Origin of the sequence: Enterobacter sp. HK169 (assembly GCF_001719105.1) — a bacterium.
GTDB classification, from domain to species: Bacteria; Pseudomonadota; Gammaproteobacteria; order Enterobacterales; family Enterobacteriaceae; genus Enterobacter; species Enterobacter asburiae_B.
On record NZ_CP017087.1, the window covers coordinates 1,495,754 to 1,514,383 of the forward strand.

Below are 18,630 nucleotides of genomic sequence, written 5' to 3' on the forward strand. Positions count from 1 at the left end.
CTTTTAGACCGGGCGGTATTCAACCACCACCAGGACATGTGTGCAACAACAGATAAAAAAGGGGAAAAAAAGCTGTTGCTACGGTAATATGTTGCCCTTTCATCAACAAACTGATTTTGATTTATGCCACAACATTCCCGCTACAGTGATGAACACGTTGAACAACTGCTCAGTGAGCTGGTCAACGTACTGGAAAAACATAAAACGCCGACCGATCTCTCCCTGATGGTTTTGGGAAATATGGTCACCAACCTGATTAACACCAGCGTTGCTCCGGCTCAGCGTCAGGCGATCGCAAAATCGTTCGCCCAGGCTTTACAGTCGTCCGTCAGCAACGACCCGGCCCATTAAGGGATACGAACAACAGTTTATGGTGACGAATCGTCAGCGCTACCGTGAAAAAGTCTCCCAGATGGTCAGCTGGGGGCACTGGTTTGCCCTGTTCAACATTCTGCTGGCGACGGTCATTGGCTGCCGTTATCTGTTTGTCGCAGACTGGCCAACAACGCTAACCGGGCGTATCTACTCCTGGATAAGCGTTGTCGGTCACTTTAGCTTTTTGGTTTTCGCCACCTATCTGCTGATCCTGTTCCCCCTGACGTTTATCGTCATGTCGCAGCGTCTGATGCGGTTCTTGTCCGCCATCCTTGCGACGGTGGGGATGACGCTGCTGCTTATCGACAGTGAAGTGTTCACCCGCTTCCACCTGCACCTCAACCCCATCGTCTGGGAACTGGTGATTAACCCCGACCAGAACGAAACGGCCCGTGACTGGCAGCTGATGTTTATCAGCGTCCCGGTGATCCTGCTGATTGAGATGCTGTTCGCCACCTGGAGCTGGCAAAAGCTCCGCAGTCTGACCCGGCGACGCCATTATGCGAAGCCCGTCGCCGCGCTCTTTTTCGTCTCCTTTATCAGTTCGCACATCATGTATATCTGGGCGGATGCGAACTTCTATCGCCCTATTACCATGCAGCGCGCTAACCTGCCGCTCTCGTACCCGATGACGGCCCGTCGCTTCCTCGAGAAACACGGTCTGCTTGATGCGCAAGAGTACCAGCGCCGTCTTATCGAGCAGGGTAATCCGGAAGCCGTCAGCGTTCAGTATCCTCTCAGCGACCTGAACTACCGCGATATGGGGCGCGGGCAAAACGTCCTGCTGATCACCGTCGATGGCCTGAACTATTCCCGCTTCGAGAAGCAGATGCCGGCGCTGGCCGCTTTCGCGAGTCAGAACGTCTCGTTTACTCAGCATATGAGCTCCGGTAACACAACCGATGCGGGCATCTTTGGCCTCTTCTATGGCATTTCAGCCGGCTATATGGACGGCGTACTGTCTACCCGCACGCCTGCGGCGCTGATCACCGGGCTGAATCAGCAAGGCTATCAGCTAGGGTTGTTCTCCTCCGATGGCTTTAACAGCCCGCTTTACCGTCAGGCGCTGCTGTCAGATTTCTCACTGCCGACGGCGCAAAATCAGTCCGATGCGCAGACCGCCAGCCAGTGGATAAACTGGCTGCAGCGCTACGCCCAGGAAGATAACCGCTGGTTCTCATGGGTTGCCTTTAACGGTACAACGCTTGCCAACAGCAATAAAAGTGACTTTGCGCGCCGCTATGGCCGCGCAGCTGGCGATGTTGATGCGCAGATAGGCCGCGTGCTTGATGCGCTTCGCGAGTCGGGCAAGCTGGACAACACCGTGGTGATCGTGACCGCGGGCCATGGCATCCCGCTAGGTGACGAGACGAAGAGTATGAGCTGGTCTCGCCCGAATCTGCAGGTTCCGCTGGTGATCCACTGGCCTGGCACCCCGGCGCAGCGCATCAATATGCTCACCGAGCATAAAGATGTGATGACCACCCTGATGCAACGCCTGCTGCACGTAAGCACGCCAGCAAACGAGTATTCGCAGGGGCAGGATCTCTTCAGCGCCGCGCGCCGCCACAGCTGGGTGACGGCGGCGGGGAATAATACGCTGGTAGTCACCACGCCGAAGCTGACGCTGGTGCTGAACAGCAACGGGAATTATCAGACGTACAATCTGCAGGGTGAACGGTTGAAAGACCAGAAACCGCAGCTGAGCCTGCTGCTTCAGGTTCTGACGGATGAGAAGCGCTTCATCGCTAACTGATTAATAATAAACCAGTTAGCGACAGATTCCCTTGCATTCAAAACGGAATCGAGTAGTATTCTTTTTATGCGTCGGCACGTAGCGCAGCCTGGTAGCGCACCGTCATGGGGTGTCGGGGGTCGGAGGTTCAAATCCTCTCGTGCCGACCAAAAACACACTGAAAACCAGCCTGATGGCTGGTTTTTTATTTCGCCTCGTCCGGCGTTTTGCGCAGATACACTAGCGTAGCCAGACAAATCACCGCTCCGGCATAAAACGTATATTCCGCGCCAAACGTTTCCCATATCGCGCCGGCTCCCACGCTGGCGATTAACAATCCTACGCCGCTGACCAGACTAAAAATACCGAAAGCCGTACCGCGCAGATCGGGCGGTGCGGTTTTAGCGATCATTGCCGCCAGTAGTCCCTGGGTCATACCCATATGTATTCCCCAAAGCGCGACGCCTAAAATGACCCCCATCCAGTGGCTGCTCAGCGCCAGAACAATATCTGCACCAATCAGCACCATTAGCCCCCACTGCAGAAGCCGGGTGTGGCTCATGCCATCAGAAAGTTTGCCAAAAGGGTAAGCGGAAAGGGAATAGAGTACGTTCATGACCACCATCACCAGCGGAATAAGGGCCAGAGGAACGCCCGACTGCTGCGCACGAAGGACGAGAAAAGCCTCGCTAAACCGGGCAAGCGTGAACACTGCACCAAGGCCAATCACCCACCAGCACGCTTTACCCAGCCGCCTTAAATTCTCTCGTTTAATGGGGTTTGTGCGTTTATGTTCGAGGGGAGTTTTCGGCTCCTGAAGGCCAAAATAGAGCAAGGCAACTGAAAGCAGACCGGGGATAAGGGCTATCCAGAAAACAGTGCGAAAGTCGTTGTCCAGCAACAGCATTAAGCTTACGGCCAGTAATGGGCCAAGAAATGCGCCTGTGGTATCCATTGACTGACGCAGACCATATGCCGCACCACGCATTTCCGGCGGCGTGACGTCTGCAACCAGTGCATCCCGCGGGGCGCCCCGTATCCCCTTCCCCGTACGGTCTATCAGACGTGCGGCTAAAACCATCCCGGAAGATGACGCTAATGCGAAAAGGGGTTTGCTTAACGCCCCCAGGCCATACCCTAACAGGGCCAGCCCCTTACGTTGACCCAGGTAGTCGCTTATCGCCCCCGAAAAGACCTTAATAAAAAGCGCAGTGGCCTCCGCCAGCCCTTCAATCAGGCCGATAAACAGCACGCTCGTACCGAGGGTGGTCATCATAAAAAGTGGCAGCAGGCTGTGAATACTCTCTGACGAGATATCCATCAACATACTGACGCCTCCCACAACCCAGACGCCTTTGGGGATCTGGCTGAGCACTGGAAATCTGGAACGCATCTACCGCTCCTGCTTTAAAAACAGTTGCCTGAATGCTTACAGGATAGGATATCGCGGATTAAAAAAACCTGAGGAGAGTGGGATGAGACCATAAAAAAAGCCATCCGGCAGGATGGCTTAGTTATCGCAGGTCGACGCTTAATGCTTCTCACGTCCGCCCAGGAAGAAAATGCCCAGCGGGATGGCCAGCAGAACGGTGAACACGAGGCTGTAGACGAAGATCATCGCCGACTGCAGGACATACATGCTGGTTGTCCAGGCTGAGAGGGGAATATTGTACTGTTCGATAACGCCAACAATGGTTGCCCGCCCCACGCACGCGGCGGCAATCATAAATACGACCAGCAGCGCCAGGAGGAACTTGCGGCCTTCAGGCGTTTTCAGTTTTGCACGAACCATCTCTCTTCCCTTTTACAGATGAATAACAATATATAGGGTCTAAAATAACACGAACTGGCACCTGACTCCACACCAGCATAAACAACCACTAAACAGGTAAATTAAAAGCGCATAACGCTACCCATAGTGAAAATGTAAGTAAATAACACCAATCATTCATCGTTGTTATGTTAACCTGCGCAGGATCGTTTTGACATAAAGGAATGACAATGAAAAACGCACCTAAATTTGCCATCGCCCTCATCGCCGCCGCGTGCGTCAGCAGCAGCGCTTTCGCCAGCGAAACCCCAAAACAGCAGCCGCTGGAAAAAGTGGCTCCGTACCCGCAGGCGGACAAAGGGATGAAGCGTCAGGTGATTCAGCTGCCGGTTCAGCAGGATGAAGCGAACTTTAAAGTGGAACTATTAATTGGCAAGACGCTGGAAGTGGACTGCAACCAGCACCGTCTGGGCGGTCAGCTGGAAAGCAAAACCCTGGAAGGCTGGGGTTACGACTATTACGTCTTTGACAAAGTGACCTCTCCGGTCTCCACCATGATGGCCTGCCCGGACGGCAAGAAAGAGAAGAAATTTGTAACGGCATATCTGGGCGACAACAGTCTGTTGCGCTACAACAGCAAGCTGCCGATCGTGGTCTATACGCCTGAAAACGTGGAAGTGAAGTATCGCATCTGGAAGGCTGATGAGAACATCGGACAAGCCGTAGTACGTTGAAATTAAGTCGGGTGGCGGCTTCGCCTTACCCGACCCGGAAAGGGTGCGCTCTGGTGCCCTCACCCCGCCCCTCTCCCACTGGGAGAGGGAGAAAACACTAAAAACGGTAACGGATGTTACCGTTTTGCTTTTATCTTACAGCGCGATATCCGCAACCGGTTTGTTTTCCGGCTGAGGCTTCAGCTCCGCTTTTGGCGCAGCATCCGCAGCCTGTGGCTTGATGTACTGCAGCTGCAGAACGCGGCTGGTGTATTCCAGCTCCTGCTCCGTCGCGTTCACGTTGCCGTTCAGCTTCGTGCCGTAGGATGGAATAATGGTTTTCAGCTTCGCCTGCCATTCCGGGCTGGCGACTTTATCTTTAAACACTTTTTCCATCAGGTGCAGCATGATTGGCGCAGCGGTAGACGCGCCCGGCGACGCACCCAGCAGCGCGGCGATGGTGCCATCCTTATCGCTTACCACTTCGGTACCCAGACGCAGCACGCCGCCCTCTTTCGGATCGCGCTTGATGATCTGTACGCGCTGACCCGCCTGCCACAGACGCCAGTCTTCTTTCTTCGCCTGCGGATAGTACTCTTTCAGCGCCTCGAAACGGTCGTCGTCAGAGAGCATCACCTGGCTAATCAGGTATTTCACCAGGTCGAAGTTATCCAGACCCACATCCATCATCGGCTTGACGTTAGAGGTGGTCGTGGCGCTGAGCAGATCCCACAGGGAGCCATTTTTCAGGAACTTGGTGGAGAAGGTCGCGAACGGCCCAAACAGCACCACGCGTTTGCCGTCAAGCATACGGGTGTCGATATGCGGAACAGACATCGGCGGTGCGCCAACGGAAGCCTGGCCGTACACTTTTGCCAGATGACGATTCACCACTTCCGGGTTATCGGACACCAGGAACTGGCCGCCCACCGGGAAGCCCGCGTAGTCGTCCGCTTCCGGAATACCGGACTCCTGCAGCAGCTTCAGCGCCGCGCCGCCCGCACCGATAAAGACAAATTTCGCCTTGATGACGTGCTCGGCTTCGTTGTTTTTCAGATCGGCGACGGTCACGCTCCAGCTGTTATCCGCGTTGCGCTTGAAGCCGCGCACTTCGGTGCTGAGCTGCAGGTTGAAGTTCTCTTTTTTCTTCAGAGACGTCACCAGCTGACGGGTAATTTCGCCGTAGTTAACGTCGGTACCAATTTCGGTACGGGTCGCCGCCACTTTCTGGTTCGGGTCACGACCTTCCATGACCAGCGGAGCCCACTCTTTAATCTGAGCGTGGTCTTCAGAGTATTTCATCCCGCGGAACAGCGTGCTCTGCTGCAGAGCGGCGTAGCGCGCGCGCAGGAAGTTAACGTTCTGCTCACCCCACACAAAGCTCATGTGCGGCACGGTGTTGATGAAGGAGTGCGGGTCGTGCATCACGCCGCTGTTGACCTGATGAGACCAGAACTGGCGAGAAACCTGGAATGCTTCGTTGATCTCGACCGCCTTCTCGATACTAATGGAACCGTCCTTTTTCTGCGGCGTATAGTTCAGTTCCATGAGTGCCGAATGTCCGGTACCGGCGTTATTCCATCCGTTCGAACTCTCCTGCGCCACGCCATCAAGGCGCTCGACCATGGTCATAGACCAGTCCGGCTGCAGTTCTTGCAGATAGGTTCCCAGCGTGGCGCTCATGATACCGCCACCAATTAAAAGGACGTCCGTTTCCTGCTCTTTTGGTGCGTCAGCTTTCGCCGCCATGGAGACGGTGTTAAGCCCCACGGCCAGAGAAAAGAGCATGGCAGTCATTTTTTTCATAATTTATGCCTTAGTGTAAAAGTGCTTGATGCGTGGAAATTGCAGGTGAAAAAAGCTGCGGGGGCACGGTAACAACTTTTAAATATTGTTTAAAGGTTACGAAATTATTGTAATTGTGAAATTTAATGATGGATTGTTTGTGAGGAATTATCGATGCGTCTGGTAAAGCGCGGTTTTACTGGCTAGTATGTTGCGTTTTGCGATCGCGCGCACGGAAGCCTGCCCTAACCAGCGAACTGTTATGTCCTTACCCCATTCTGCCGTATCCCCCGAAGACCGCGTAGCCAACGTGCTGCGTTCCCCTAAGCAGCTGACGCGTGAAACGCTGGCAGGCGTGATTACCGCCCTGGCGCTGATCCCCGAGGTTATCTCATTTTCGGTGGTGGCGGGCGTTGACCCGAAGGTCAGCCTGATCGCCTCCGTGGTGCTGTGTCTTGCCCTGTCTGTACTCGGGGGCCGTCCGGCGATGGTCACGGCAGCGGCCGGTTCCGTGGCGCTGGTCATTGGCCCGATGGTGCATCAGCACGGCGTACAGTACATTCTTCCCGCCGTGCTGATGGCGGGCGTGATTCAGATTCTGTTTGGCGTGCTGGGCATGGCAAGGCTGATGCGCTTTATACCTCAGTCGGTCATGACCGGATTTGTTAACGCCCTGGGCATTTTGATCTTCTTCGCTCAGGTGCCGCATTTCTGGAGCCGAAGCCCGCTGATTGTGGGCCTGTTCGTCCTGACGCTGCTGATCGTGCTGTGGGTGCCGCGCTATATCAAAAGCATCCCTTCCCCGCTGATTGCGATTGTTGTGCTTACCTTGTTCACCGTTTCAACCGGTCAAATCCTGCCAACCGTGGGCGATGAAGGCTCCATGAGCGGAGGTTTGCCGGGTCTTACCGAGCTGCTGGTCCCGCTCAATGTGCAGACGCTGAGCATTATCTGGCCGTGCGCGCTGAGCATCGCCTTTGTCGGCCTGCTGGAATCCCTGCTGACGGCAAAGCTGGTGGATGAGCTGACCGCGACACCGTCAGGTAAACGCCGCGAAAGCATTGGACTAGGCGTCGGCAATATTCTGGCCGGATTTTATGGCGGGATTGCAGGCTGCGCGATGATCGGACAAACCATCGTCAACGTGGAGATGGGGAAAGGTCGAAGCCGCATTTCAACCTTTGCGGCGGGCATTGTGCTGCTGATCCTGGTGACGGCGCTCAGCGATGTGATGGACAACATCCCGATGGCGGTGCTGGCGGGTATTATGGCGATTGTCGCCGTCAAAACCTTCAGCTGGCACAGCCTTCAGCCAGCCACGGTGAAAACGGCCCCGATAGCAGAAACGGTCGTCATGCTGGTCACCGTTGCCGCCACGGTATCAACCGGCAATCTGGCGATTGGCGTGCTGGGCGGGATTATCGTCATGGCACTCCTCCCCGCCCGCATTAAGCGTCGACTTAAAGCAGAAAAATCGTCGCCAGCCCAAGAAAAATAAAGAAACCGCCGGTATCAGTGATGGCGGTGATCATCACGCTCGACCCCACCGCGGGGTCGCGCCCCAGTTTGGTCATCGTCAGCGGGATAATGACCCCCATCATTGATGCCACCAGCAGGTTCAGCACCATCGCCAGCATCATCACCCCACCCAGGGCCATATCGTCGTACAGCCACCAGGTGATGCCGCCCATAATCCCGCCCCACACCAGGCCGTTGATCAGCGCCACGCCCATCTCCCTGAAGATCAGAAAGGCGAAGTTACCGGGCTGAATATTTTCCAGCGCCAGCGCGCGGACGATCATGGTGATGGTCTGGTTTCCGGTGTTGCCGCCAATTCCGGCCACAATCGGCATCAGCGAGGCCAGCGCCACCAGCTGCGAAATGGTGTGTTCAAAACCGTCGATCACGCGGGAGGCGATAAACGCGGTACACAGGTTAATGGCCAGCCACGCCCAGCGCGTTTTCACCGCCTTGCCGACGGAGGCATGGACGTCATCTTCGGCGCTGATCCCGCCGAGCGCGCGCAGGTCGTTGTCGGTTTCTTCGTAGACCACATCAACGATCTCATCGATGGTCAGACGCCCCATCAGTTTGCCGACGGAATCCACGACGGCGGCACTCACCAGGTCGTCACGCTCGAAGGTACGCGCCGCTTTCTCTGCGTCGTCTTCCGGGGAGAAGACCATCGGCTCGTTTTCCATCACCTCGCTCACCTTCCGCTGGGTGCTGTTGAGCAGGATGGTTTTCAGCTCCAGCTCGCCAAGCAGGGTTTTATCCCGGGAGGTGACAAACAGTTTATCGGTGTTGTCCGGCATTTTACCCAGGCGACGCAGATAGCGCTGCACGGTACCGAGCGTCACGTCCGGGCGCACCGTGATAACGCCGAACTCCATGATCGCGCCGACGCTGTTTTTCTCGTAGTGCATCACCTGACGCACGCGCGCCCGCTCCTCCGCAGGCAGCGACGCCAGCAGGCGACCGGTCAGGTTTCGCGGCAGGTGCTGAACGAGGTAAATCTGCTCGTCGATATCCAGGGTTTGCAGAGCGTCGAGAATATCCCGATCGCTCATCTCGTCGATCAGGTCGTCCCAGACGTTTTCGGAGGCCTCAAGCAGCACCTGCCCGCGCTCGTGATCCTGCACCAGACGCCACAGGGCGTGGCGTTCTTCCGAGGGCAGCGCTTCAAGGGTATCCGCCAGATCCGGCGGGGGTAAATGAGCAACCAGCGCACCTACCTCAGCAATATCGTCGGCCAGGGTGCCGACATCATATTGCTCAGCCAGGGTGAGTTTGCCTAAAAGCGTAGAAGTGACCGCTTTATCAGTCGTGAGAAGCCAGATGAGTCGCGCGCGCTCCTGGTCACGCTGTCTGGCGCTGTTTTTCTTTAATACCGACATCAATCATAAATCCATTAAATGAGTTGGGGTTAAGCATAGCGCGGGGATATGTAAATAAGAATAAACAACGGGACGGGATGGAGAAAAAAGCGGCATCGCGGCCACGATTTATCCCCTCTCCCAGTGGGAGAGGGCCAGGGTAAGGGCATCAGGCCGTGCGCGCTACCGCGTCACGCGAGGCCGCAACGCGCTCTTCACCGGTCAGCTCGCTCAGCTTGCCGTCACGCATCTCCAGCAGGCGGTCAGCATGAATGAAGTAGTGATCGTCGTGGCTGATGGCGAAAATGGTTTTGCCCATCTCCTGCATCAGCGGCAACAGCACCTGATAAAACTCGCGGCGGAAATGCGGGTCCTGATCGGCCGCCCACTCGTCCAGCAGGATAATGTCACGCTCTTCCGCCAGCGCCAGCAGCAGCGCCACGCGCTTTTTCTGCCCTTTGGAAAGCTTCAGGTTGAGGATCTTCCCGTCCTGTAACTCCAGCTTGTGCGACATCTGCAGCTGCGCCAGCCATTTTTCCACCAGCGCAGGATTGGCCTGTTGCCCTTCCGGCCCCAGGAGCCGATCGAACAGCCAGACGTCGGTAAACACCGCCGAGAAAAGCTTGCGGTAATCCTCGGGCTTCTCCGCGCTCAGCGCCCTGCCGTCCAGCAAAATTTCGCCAGACTGCGGCTGATAGAGTCCAGTCAGCAACATCGCCAGCGTAGATTTACCGCTGCCGTTGCCGCCAATGAGGAACAGCAGTTCACCGCGGCGGATCGTCAGGTTGACCGGCCCCACGGAGAAGGCGCTGTCCTGATAGCGAAACGTGACGTTACGCAGCTCCAGCGTCTGCCAGTTAGGGAAGGCCTGCGGGCGCGGGAATTCGGCTTTAAACGGCGCGAGATCGAATTTTTTGAGCTTATTAAAGGCCACCTGCGCACTCAGCAGGGTGGGCAACGCACCGACCGCCGAGAGCAGCGGCGTGCGTAAAAACAGCAGCGTCAGCGAGTAAGTTGCCGCGACGTTGGTGTCCGCCCAGCCCAGGCCGTTCGCCATCCAGAATACCAGGCCAATGGCACCCAGCATCATAATGTTTGACCAGTTCACAGCGCTCAGGTGGAAGGTGTCGGCGCGAATAATATGATGACGGTATTCGCGCGCGTCCGGGATATAGAGATGATTAAAAATATGCTCGGCGCGCTCGCGGTTCAGGGTGAGCTCTTTGCGCCCTTCCAGCACCGTCTGGTAATCGTTATAAAGTTTATCTTCGGTTTCGCGCAGCACCGCCATGTGTTTATAGACGCGCGACACCAGCATAAAGCCGCCCCAGATGGTAATGGCAATCCACAGGGCGGTCACCGCCAGCATTTTGCTGGAGAGCCAGGCGAGATAGGCAGCCGATCCAAAGGTCAGAACGATCCCCTGCACCAGCTCCGGCAGCCGAACGAACGCGATGGTGATGGCGCGCACGTCGCTGGTCAGCCCCGCCAGCAGGGATGCGCTGCCGAGCTGCTCAACGCGCTCAACCTGGGTGTCCAGGATCCGCTTGATAAACTCACTGCGCAAACGGAAAACGAAATGGTGCCCGAGCGCGGTCAGCGCCAGCTGGGAACCGAGCGTAACCGCCATCAACAGGAGCAGCAGGCCGAGAAACTCCGGCAGAACGGAGAGCGAGGTATCGACCATTTCAATCAACCGCACGTTAATAAACGCGATCAGGCCAATACCCAGCGCGGCGCTGGCGAGGCTTAACGCCATTACTGCAATGAAGGGCCAGCGATACTGACGCCAGACGAGGAGAAGTAGTTGCATGCAGGCAATCCGGACAATAAAAATCAGCCAGCAGTGTAAACTGCCCTGCGTGTACATCAAGAATAATTCTTATTTTAGTTTACCGTGCCCCGCCTGACGGAAGGTCAGGTTATAACGGTACTCGCCCGTGAGCGGGTGAACCCCGGGTTTCAGCGGCTGAATGCCGTGATAATACAGCCGCGACTCCCTGCCCCACACCACCACATCGCCATGTTCCAGCATGATGCGCTTGAGCGGGTCGTTGCGGCGTAATCCCCCAAACTGGAAGACGGCAGGCAAACCTAACGATACCGAGACGATAGGCGCGCGCAGATCGGGTTCATCCTTGTCCTGATGCAGCGAGAGCTTCGCGCCAACGGCGTAGCGGTTGATCAGGCAGGCATCCGGCCGGAAGTCAGGATACTGCGCTGCTACGGCGGCCTCGTGGCAGAGAGCCTGAAAAACCGCGGGCATCGGGGGCCACGGCTGGCCGGTAGCGGGATCGTTCGGGGCATACAGATAGCCCCGCTCGTTCGTCGCCCAGCCCAGTTCCCCGCAGTTGGCCATGGCTACCGACATGGTGTAGCCGCCCGGCGTCACCATATGGCGAAACGGCGAAACCGCCGTCACCTCGTCGATACCGGCCAGCAGCGCCGCCGCACGGGAGAGCGCAAAGCGGCGCAGGATCACCGCCCCCGGCGCAAGCGGCTCCTGCCAGGGTTCAGCATCCGCAAAAAGATCGAGCATTATCCCTCCTGGCGTTTCGCCTCACGTTTCAGTAATAGCGCTTTTCGCGCCGTCCCCCAACGGTAACCCGACAGCGCGCCGTCGTTACGAACCACGCGATGACAGGGGATCACAATCGCCAGCGTGTTTGCCGCACAGGCGCCGGCAACGGCGCGTACCGCACTGGGCTGGCCAATCGCCTGCGCCACCTGCTGGTAACTTGCCGTTTCGCCGCAGGGAATGTTGCGAAGGGCCTGCCAGACGCGCTGCTGGAACGCGGTTCCGCGAATATCCAGCGGCAGCGCAAGCGGTACGTCGCGGTTATCAATACTGGCAATCACCTGCTGGACCCGCTGCGCGAAATCCTCTTCCAGCGGCGCATGTGCTGCTTTTGGAAATTGCGCGGCAAGCTCTTCGGTTAATTCTTCATCGCTGTCACCCAGCAGGATCGCGCAGATCCCCCGCTCGCTTTCTGCCACCAGACAGCGTCCTAACGAACAGTCGCTGATGGCATAACGCACCGCCACATCCCCTTTGCGGTACTGCTTCGCCGTCATGCCCAGCGCATCGTTGGCTTTACGATAATAGCTGCTGCTGTCGGGAAACCCCGCTGCCAGCACGGCGTCGGTAATTTTGTCTCCCTGTGCAAGCGCGGTGCGCAGGCGCTGGCCTCGCGCCGCCTGCTGCCAGGCTTTTGGCGTCATGCCGGTCACGGACTTAAACAGACGGTGGAAATGGAAAGGGCTCATGGCCACCTGCTGCGCCAGCCCTTCAAGGGTTAGCATGGGATCCTGCTCCAGAAGACGGCAGGCGTGTTCCACTTTTGCCAGCTTCTGCTCCTGCGGATCGCGTTTGTCCGGCATGCAGCGCTTGCACGGGCGAAATCCTGCCTGTACGGCATGGTGGGCATCGGGATAAAAGCGGACGTTTTTACGCAGCGCGTGGCGGGCACGGCATGACGGGCGGCAGAAAATTCCCGTAGTCTGTACGGCGAAGACAAACCGCTCGTCAGCGCGCGGATCGCGGGCCAGCACGGCCTGCCAGCGATCCTCATCGGTAATAAAGGTCGGGTTTCTCATTATCGGCTCCTCATGTAAGCATACATAGAGCGTGCCTGAGCGCCAGTGATAAAAAACCCGTAACCTTGCTTTTTAATTTTTGTCGTGCACCAGGAAACTCTTGAACTGCGGCGAGCTCCAGGTTTTGAACCCGTCGCCCTCTTTGGTGATCATATAAACGGCCAGTCCTTCCTGGCGAACCACCTCTTTGGCTTTTTCCGGGCCGAGAACCATTAATCCGGTATCCCAGGCATCCGCTTCCAGCGCGGTGGGGGCAATGACCGTCACCGAGACCAGATTATGCGTGATGGGACGGCCGGTCTGCGGATCGATAACATGCGAAATACGCTTCCCGTCAAGCTCGTAATAGTTACGGTAGCTTCCGGAAGTACTGATGCCGTGACCGTTGATATCCACTATCGCCTGCACGGCATTTTGCCGATCGGTCGGTTTTTGAATCGCTACGCGCCACGGCTTATCGCTGGCGTTCATCCCCCGGCTGACTAACGCGCCGCCCACGGAGACCAGATAACGGGAAATGCCTTCCTGGGCCATCAGCGCAGCAAGATGATCCGCCGCATAGCCTTCCCCAACCGTCGACAGATCGACAAACAGATCGGGGATATCTTTTTGCAGGTACTGTTGCCCGTACTGATTGATCACCGTCAGATGCTGCAGCCCTGTCCGGGCGCGGGCGTCATCAATGGCCGCCTGTTCAGGCGTGGTCACCGGCTGTTTGTTAGGGCCAAATCCCCAGAGGTTCACCAGAGGTCCGACGGTCACATCCATCGCCCCGTTGGTTTTGTAACCCACGCGTATGGATTCGGTCACGATATCGGCCATCGCTTCGCTCACCGGCCACAGGGAGGTACTGGTGGAGAGATTAAAGCGCATCAGCGCCGAATCATTTTTATAGGTTGAGAGCAGCTGATCGTCGGCATCCAGCTGAGACTGGATTTTGCCGCGAAGTTCATCTGTGCGCGTTTTATCGAGGTTCATCACGCTGACGCGCCAGAAGGTGCCCATCGTTTTGCCTTCGAGCACCGTCGCGGCGGGTGCGTCGGTTTTCGCCACGGGTGTGGGATCGTTACACGCGGTCAGGAAAAAAAGCATAGCCAGAAAGCTGGCGCGTAAAAAAGTCATGTCCATTCATTATTATCCTCATGCCAGGGCGGCAAGAGTACACCAAAACGGGTGAGTTGTGAGAATCCGGGAAGCACAAAAAAGGGGCCATCAGGCCCCTTACGTCACACGGTGAAGCGATTAGAACTGGTAAACCAGGCCCAGCGCGACGATATCGTCAGTACCGATACCCGCCTGACGGGTGAATTCATTTTCATCAACCAGGTTGATTTTGTAATCCACGTAGGTAGACATGTTTTTGTTGAAGTAGTAAGTCGCACCAACATCAACATATTTCAGCAGATCCTGATCGCCGTAACCTTCGATGTCTTTTCCTTTAGACTGCAGGTAAGCCACGGATGGACGCAGGCCGAAGTCGAACTGGTACTGAGCAACCACTTCGAAGTTCTGCGCTTTGTTAGCGAAGCCGTAAGCGGTAGTCGGGCTGCTGCCGTTAGAGGTACCGAAACGGGTTGCGTTGTAGGTCTGGGAGTACTGCGCTGCCAGATAGATATTGTTGGCATCGTATTTCAGGCCACCAGAATAGACTTCTGCGTTATCGCCATGACCGTAAACGCTTGCGCCGTTCTGATCGGCGGTACGTTTGGAGGAGGACATTGCGCCGCCCACGCTGAAACCTTCGCCCAGGTTATAGGTCACGGATGCACCGTAGCCGTCGCCGTTCTGTTTCAGCAGGCTACGGCCACCTACGTTTTCACCGCTTACGCTGCCGTTTTTACCCTGATACTGCAGGGCAAAGTTCAGACCATCCACCAGACCGAAGAAGTCCTGGTTACGGTAGGTCGCTACGCCGTTAGCACGGGACTGCAGGAAGTTGTCTGCGCCGTAGGTATCGCCGCCAAATTCTGGCAGAACGTCAGTCCAGGAGGTTACGTCGTAGATTACGCCGTAGTTACGACCGTAATCGAAAGAACCCGCGTCACCGAATTTCAGACCCGCGAACGCCACACGCGTCCAGGCATCGTTTTCGCTTTCGGAGGTGTTGCCCTGGATCTGGTATTCCCACTGGCCGTAACCGGTCAGCTGATCGTTAACCTGAGTTTCGCCTTTGAAGCCAAGACGCATGTAGGTCTGGTCGCCGTCGGCACCCTTGTCGTCAGAGAAATAGTGCAGACCATCGACTTTGCCGTACAGATCTAATTTGTTGCCATCTTTGTTATAAATTTCGGCCGCATTTGCTGCGCCTGCCACCAGGAGTGCTGGTACCAGGAGGGACAGTACTTTAACTTTCATTTTATTAACCCTCTGTTATATGCCTTATAATTGCCACTGCTTACTGGTTAACCCTCATTAACCAGTCGGCAATTTCATTCTCCTCAAAATTACAGAATAATCCAATGCGAATATGATACGAAAACTTTGAAGATGTTTCATTTATCTATCAACATGTTTCAAAATGTAAATATCAAGGAACTTTTACAAAGCACAAATAGCTTATAAAATTAGCACTTATAATCAAACGAAAAAATCACCCCATAAACATCAGTAAGTTACAATAAAATCCGTTACAGCACTGAATGACAAAACAAGATCGCAGCTAATCTCTAAAATAACTCTCGCTATCATCATTAACTTTATTTATTACCGTCATTCAGTTTTGAATGTCTGTTTATCCCTAATTGAACCGGATGCTTCGCATTCGGTTTTTTTTTACCTTTCTTTACGTAACTTCTCTTTTTTTGTGCTACCGCACCGTAATTGTAACGACTATTAACTAAATTATCGTCGGGTATTCTTCGAAGTCCATAAATTGGTACAAAACTTAATTTCTTGTTAATTCGTGCTATTTATTGACGGCGTGGGTCGATTATTTGTACGCGCATGGCGAGTTTGTACATGTTTTCTGCACTCCCCGCCGCCGATATTGCCCGGAGAAAAAGTCGCCTCTTCCCGGACAGTCGCGCTGGAAATTCAGTTATTACCCTTTATACTGCCCTATCGCCACAGAGCACGACCATAACGGGTTAAAGATATCAATGAGTCAGACTGAAACTACCGCCCCGAGCAAATTCTCCCTCCTCCCCGGGAGCATCACCCGTTTCTTTCTTCTTTTGCTCGTTGTGCTGTTAGTCACCATGGGGGTGATGGTACAAAGCGCGGTTAACGCCTGGCTGAAGGATAAGAGCTATCAGGTCGTTGATATCACTCATGCCGTGCACAAGCGCATAGACACCTGGCGCTACGCCACCTGGCAGATTTACGACAATATCGCGGCTGCCCCGACCTCCTCATCCGGGGATGGACTTCAGGAGACGCGGCTTAAGCAGGATGTCTATTATCTCGAAAAACCGCAGCGTAAGACCGAGGCTCTTATTTTCGGTTCTCACGACAGCGCGACGCTTGAGATGACGCAGCGTATTTCGACCTATCTGGATACCCTCTGGGGTGCCGAAACGGTACCGTGGTCGATGTATTATCTGAACGGTCAGGATAACAGCATGATCCTGATCTCAACGCTGCCGTTAAAAGATCTCTCGTCCGGCTTTAAAGAGACAACCGTGGGCAGCATCGTCGATTCCCGCCGGGCAGAGATGCTGCAGCAGGCGAACGCCCTTGATGAACGTGAGAGTTTCTCTTCCCTGCGTCGTCTGGCCTGGCAAAACGGCCATTATTTTACCCTGCGTACCACGTTCAACCAGCCCGGACATCTGGCGACGGTAGTGGCCTTCGATTTACCGATTAATGATTTGATCCCGCCGGACATGCCGCTCGACAGCTTCCGCCTGGAGCCAGACAGCAGCACCCAGAACATGCGTGCGGCGTCCGACAAAGAGGCCGCAGAGAGCGTATCGATCTCCTTTAACGGCTCGAAAATCGAAATTGCCTCATCGCTGAACTCGACCGGTATGCGCCTGGTGTGGCAGGTACCGTTTGGCACGCTGTTGCTCGACACCCTGCAAAATATCCTGCTGCCTCTGCTGCTGAATATCGGTCTGCTGGCGCTGGCCCTGTTTGGCTACAGCACCTTCCGTTTCCAGACGGGTCGTCAGAGCGACGCCTCTGCGGTTCCGGCTGGCACCAGCAATGAGCTGCGCGTATTGCGTGCACTGAATGAAGAGATTGTTTCCGTGCTGCCGCTTGGGGTCCTGGTTCACGACCAGGAAGCGAATCGTACGGTGATGAGCAATAAAATTGCCGACCATCTGCTGCCGCACCTTAACCTGCAGAACATCACCACCATGGCGGATCAACACCAGGGGGTGATTCAGGCAACCATCAACAATGAACTGTACGAGATCCGTCAGTTCCGCAGCCAGGTGGCTCCCCGCACGCAAATCTTCATTATTCGCGACCAGGATCGCGAAGTGCTGGTCAATAAAAAGCTCAAGCAGGCACAAAGGCTGTATGAGAAAAACCAGCAGGGGCGCGCCGCATTTATGCAGAACATTGGCGATGCCTTCAAGCAGCCGTTAAAAACTCTGGCGACCCAGGCGGCGGCGTTAAACACCTCTGAAAGCCACCAGCTTGCCTGCCAGGCCGATTCGCTGGTCAGAATGGTTGATGAGATCCAGCTGGCGAACATGCTGGAGAATGATTTCTGGAAGGGAACGCCAGCCCTCTTCTCCATTCAGGATCTGATCGATGAAGTGGTGCCTGAAGTGCTGCCCGTCATCAAGCGCAAAGGGCTGCAGCTGCTGATCAATAACAATCTCCCTGCGAATGACGAACGCCACGGCGATCGCGAAGCGCTGCGCCGCATTCTGCTGATGATTATTCAGTATGCCGTGACCACCACGCAGATCGGCAAAATCACCCTTGAAGTCAGCACCGAGGAGTCGGCAGAAGACCGTCTGACGTTCCGCATCCTGGACACCGGGGAAGGCGTCACAACGAGCGAAATTGATAATCTGCACTTCCCGTTCCTGAATGACACGCAGAGCGATCGCTACGGCAAGGCCAATGCCCTGACCTTCTGGCTGTGCGATCAGCTGGCGCGTAAGCTCGGCGGCCACCTGAATATCAAAGCTCGTGAATCCCTCGGCACCCGCTATTCTCTGCACGTGAAAATGGCGGCCAATCCGCAGGAAGAAGATGAGGAACGTCTGCTGGATGATGTCGTGGTGATGGTCGACGTGACCTCGAACGAGATCCGCAATATTGTCGTTCGTCAGTTAGAAAACTGGGGAGCGGCCTGCATCACGCCGGATGAAAGACTTGCAAGTCAAGAATTTGATCTGTTTTTAACTGATAATCCGTCTAATCTTACTGCCTCCGGCTTGCTTTTAAGCGATGATGAGTCAGGCGTGCGGAAAATCGGCCCTGGCCAGCTGCGCGTCAACTTTAATATAAGCAATGCGATGCAGGAAGCTGTACTACAACTAATAGAAGAGCAGCTGGCGCAGGAAGAGATAACGGAGTCACCGTTAGGCGGCAATGAAAATGCCGAGCTTCACGCCAGCGGATACTATTCACTCTTTGTTGATACAGTACCAGATGATGTTAAGCGGTTGTATACTGAGTCCGCTGCGAATGATTTTGCAGCGCTGGCACAGACAGCACACCGGCTTAAAGGGGTGTTTGCCATGCTTAATCTGGTTCCCGGCAAGCAGTTATGTGAAACGCTGGAACATCTAATTCGTGAGAAAGATGCCTCTGGCATTGAAAAATACATCAGCGACATTGACGCCTACGTCAAAAGCTTGCTGTAGCAAGGTA

General features: G+C 55.3%; 14 protein-coding genes and 1 tRNA gene. 6 read left to right on the plus strand and 9 right to left on the minus strand.

What is annotated here, in order from left to right; translation table 11 throughout:
* Window positions 1-123 precede the first annotated feature (123 nt).
* The 3 genes from EnteroDNA1_RS07125 to EnteroDNA1_RS07135 all read left to right on the plus strand — a co-directional run bounded on the left by EnteroDNA1_RS07125 (window position 124) and on the right by EnteroDNA1_RS07135 (window position 2,280).
* A complete protein-coding gene (locus tag EnteroDNA1_RS07125) occupies window positions 124-351 on the plus strand; it encodes a YejL family protein (protein ID WP_008500958.1) in 228 nt (75 codons plus the stop codon).
* Window positions 352-370: 19 nt separating this feature from the next.
* Window positions 371-2,131 (plus strand): LPS biosynthesis-modulating metalloenzyme YejM, encoded by a 1,761-nt coding sequence (gene yejM / locus EnteroDNA1_RS07130; RefSeq protein WP_047060568.1) that lies wholly within the window; start codon window positions 371-373, stop codon window positions 2,129-2,131.
* 72 nt (window positions 2,132-2,203) lie between these two features.
* A tRNA-Pro gene (locus EnteroDNA1_RS07135) sits at window positions 2,204-2,280 on the plus strand.
* 35 nt (window positions 2,281-2,315) lie between these two features.
* On the opposite strand, the gene EnteroDNA1_RS07140 is transcribed toward EnteroDNA1_RS07135, so the two are convergent.
* Window positions 2,316-3,503, minus strand: coding sequence for an MFS transporter (locus EnteroDNA1_RS07140; protein ID WP_069303096.1), 1,188 nt, complete (start codon window positions 3,501-3,503; stop codon window positions 2,316-2,318).
* A gap of 138 nt (window positions 3,504-3,641) precedes the next feature.
* Entirely contained in the window at window positions 3,642-3,902 is a 261-nt protein-coding gene (locus EnteroDNA1_RS07145; protein ID WP_008500962.1) for a DUF2534 family protein, read from the minus strand.
* A gap of 209 nt (window positions 3,903-4,111) precedes the next feature.
* Between EnteroDNA1_RS07145 and eco the strand changes: the two genes are divergently transcribed.
* On the plus strand, window positions 4,112-4,615 hold the full coding sequence (gene eco / locus EnteroDNA1_RS07150; protein WP_033146052.1) for a serine protease inhibitor ecotin: 504 nt from the start codon (window positions 4,112-4,114) through the stop codon (window positions 4,613-4,615).
* Between the two features lie 135 nt (window positions 4,616-4,750).
* On the opposite strand, the gene mqo is transcribed toward eco, so the two are convergent.
* Entirely contained in the window at window positions 4,751-6,400 is a 1,650-nt protein-coding gene (gene mqo, locus EnteroDNA1_RS07155; protein ID WP_069303097.1) for a malate dehydrogenase (quinone), read from the minus strand.
* Window positions 6,401-6,587: 187 nt separating this feature from the next.
* Between mqo and EnteroDNA1_RS07160 the strand changes: the two genes are divergently transcribed.
* Window positions 6,588-7,877, plus strand: coding sequence for a SulP family inorganic anion transporter (locus tag EnteroDNA1_RS07160; protein ID WP_069303098.1), 1,290 nt, complete (start codon window positions 6,588-6,590; stop codon window positions 7,875-7,877).
* Here EnteroDNA1_RS07160 and mgtE read toward each other — a convergent pair.
* From mgtE to EnteroDNA1_RS07190, 6 genes are all read right to left on the minus strand, one after another.
* A complete protein-coding gene (mgtE, locus tag EnteroDNA1_RS07165) occupies window positions 7,840-9,276 on the minus strand; it encodes a magnesium transporter (protein WP_069303099.1) in 1,437 nt (478 codons plus the stop codon). The genes EnteroDNA1_RS07160 and mgtE overlap by 38 nt on opposite strands.
* A gap of 148 nt (window positions 9,277-9,424) precedes the next feature.
* On the minus strand, window positions 9,425-11,068 hold the full coding sequence (locus tag EnteroDNA1_RS07170; protein ID WP_064672962.1) for a multidrug ABC transporter permease/ATP-binding protein: 1,644 nt from the start codon (window positions 11,066-11,068) through the stop codon (window positions 9,425-9,427).
* Window positions 11,069-11,137: 69 nt separating this feature from the next.
* Window positions 11,138-11,794, minus strand: coding sequence for a DNA oxidative demethylase AlkB (gene alkB / locus EnteroDNA1_RS07175; RefSeq protein WP_033146054.1), 657 nt, complete (start codon window positions 11,792-11,794; stop codon window positions 11,138-11,140).
* Window positions 11,794-12,852, minus strand: a complete 1,059-nt coding sequence (gene ada / locus EnteroDNA1_RS07180) for a bifunctional DNA-binding transcriptional regulator/O6-methylguanine-DNA methyltransferase Ada (RefSeq protein WP_069303100.1) — start codon at window positions 12,850-12,852, stop codon at window positions 11,794-11,796. Before ada ends, alkB begins: the two co-directional genes overlap by 1 nt.
* Window positions 12,853-12,924: 72 nt before the next feature.
* Window positions 12,925-13,980 (minus strand): FAD:protein FMN transferase ApbE, encoded by a 1,056-nt coding sequence (gene apbE / locus EnteroDNA1_RS07185; RefSeq protein ID WP_047060576.1) that lies wholly within the window; start codon window positions 13,978-13,980, stop codon window positions 12,925-12,927.
* Between the two features lie 114 nt (window positions 13,981-14,094).
* Window positions 14,095-15,207 (minus strand): porin OmpC, encoded by a 1,113-nt coding sequence (locus EnteroDNA1_RS07190; protein WP_047060579.1) that lies wholly within the window; start codon window positions 15,205-15,207, stop codon window positions 14,095-14,097.
* A 743-nt stretch (window positions 15,208-15,950) separates the two neighbouring features.
* Between EnteroDNA1_RS07190 and rcsD the strand changes: the two genes are divergently transcribed.
* Complete coding sequence (rcsD, locus tag EnteroDNA1_RS07195; protein ID WP_069303101.1) at window positions 15,951-18,623, plus strand: phosphotransferase RcsD; 2,673 nt, start codon at window positions 15,951-15,953, stop codon at window positions 18,621-18,623.
* The last annotated feature ends 7 nt before the right edge of the window (window positions 18,624-18,630 follow it).

Coding starts and splice junctions, on each gene's coding strand:
- EnteroDNA1_RS07125 (WP_008500958.1), top strand. CDS start 124: ATGCCACAACATTCCCGCTACAGTGATGAACACGTTGAACAACTGCTC.
- yejM (WP_047060568.1), top strand. CDS start 371: ATGGTGACGAATCGTCAGCGCTACCGTGAAAAAGTCTCCCAGATGGTC.
- EnteroDNA1_RS07140 (WP_069303096.1), bottom strand. CDS start 3,503: ATGCGTTCCAGATTTCCAGTGCTCAGCCAGATCCCCAAAGGCGTCTGG.
- EnteroDNA1_RS07145 (WP_008500962.1), bottom strand. CDS start 3,902: ATGGTTCGTGCAAAACTGAAAACGCCTGAAGGCCGCAAGTTCCTCCTG.
- eco (WP_033146052.1), top strand. CDS start 4,112: ATGAAAAACGCACCTAAATTTGCCATCGCCCTCATCGCCGCCGCGTGC.
- mqo (WP_069303097.1), bottom strand. CDS start 6,400: ATGAAAAAAATGACTGCCATGCTCTTTTCTCTGGCCGTGGGGCTTAAC.
- EnteroDNA1_RS07160 (WP_069303098.1), top strand. CDS start 6,588: ATGTTGCGTTTTGCGATCGCGCGCACGGAAGCCTGCCCTAACCAGCGA.
- mgtE (WP_069303099.1), bottom strand. CDS start 9,276: ATGTCGGTATTAAAGAAAAACAGCGCCAGACAGCGTGACCAGGAGCGC.
- EnteroDNA1_RS07170 (WP_064672962.1), bottom strand. CDS start 11,068: ATGCAACTACTTCTCCTCGTCTGGCGTCAGTATCGCTGGCCCTTCATT.
- alkB (WP_033146054.1), bottom strand. CDS start 11,794: ATGCTCGATCTTTTTGCGGATGCTGAACCCTGGCAGGAGCCGCTTGCG.
- ada (WP_069303100.1), bottom strand. CDS start 12,852: ATGAGAAACCCGACCTTTATTACCGATGAGGATCGCTGGCAGGCCGTG.
- apbE (WP_047060576.1), bottom strand. CDS start 13,980: ATGGACATGACTTTTTTACGCGCCAGCTTTCTGGCTATGCTTTTTTTC.
- EnteroDNA1_RS07190 (WP_047060579.1), bottom strand. CDS start 15,207: ATGAAAGTTAAAGTACTGTCCCTCCTGGTACCAGCACTCCTGGTGGCA.
- rcsD (WP_069303101.1), top strand. CDS start 15,951: ATGAGTCAGACTGAAACTACCGCCCCGAGCAAATTCTCCCTCCTCCCC.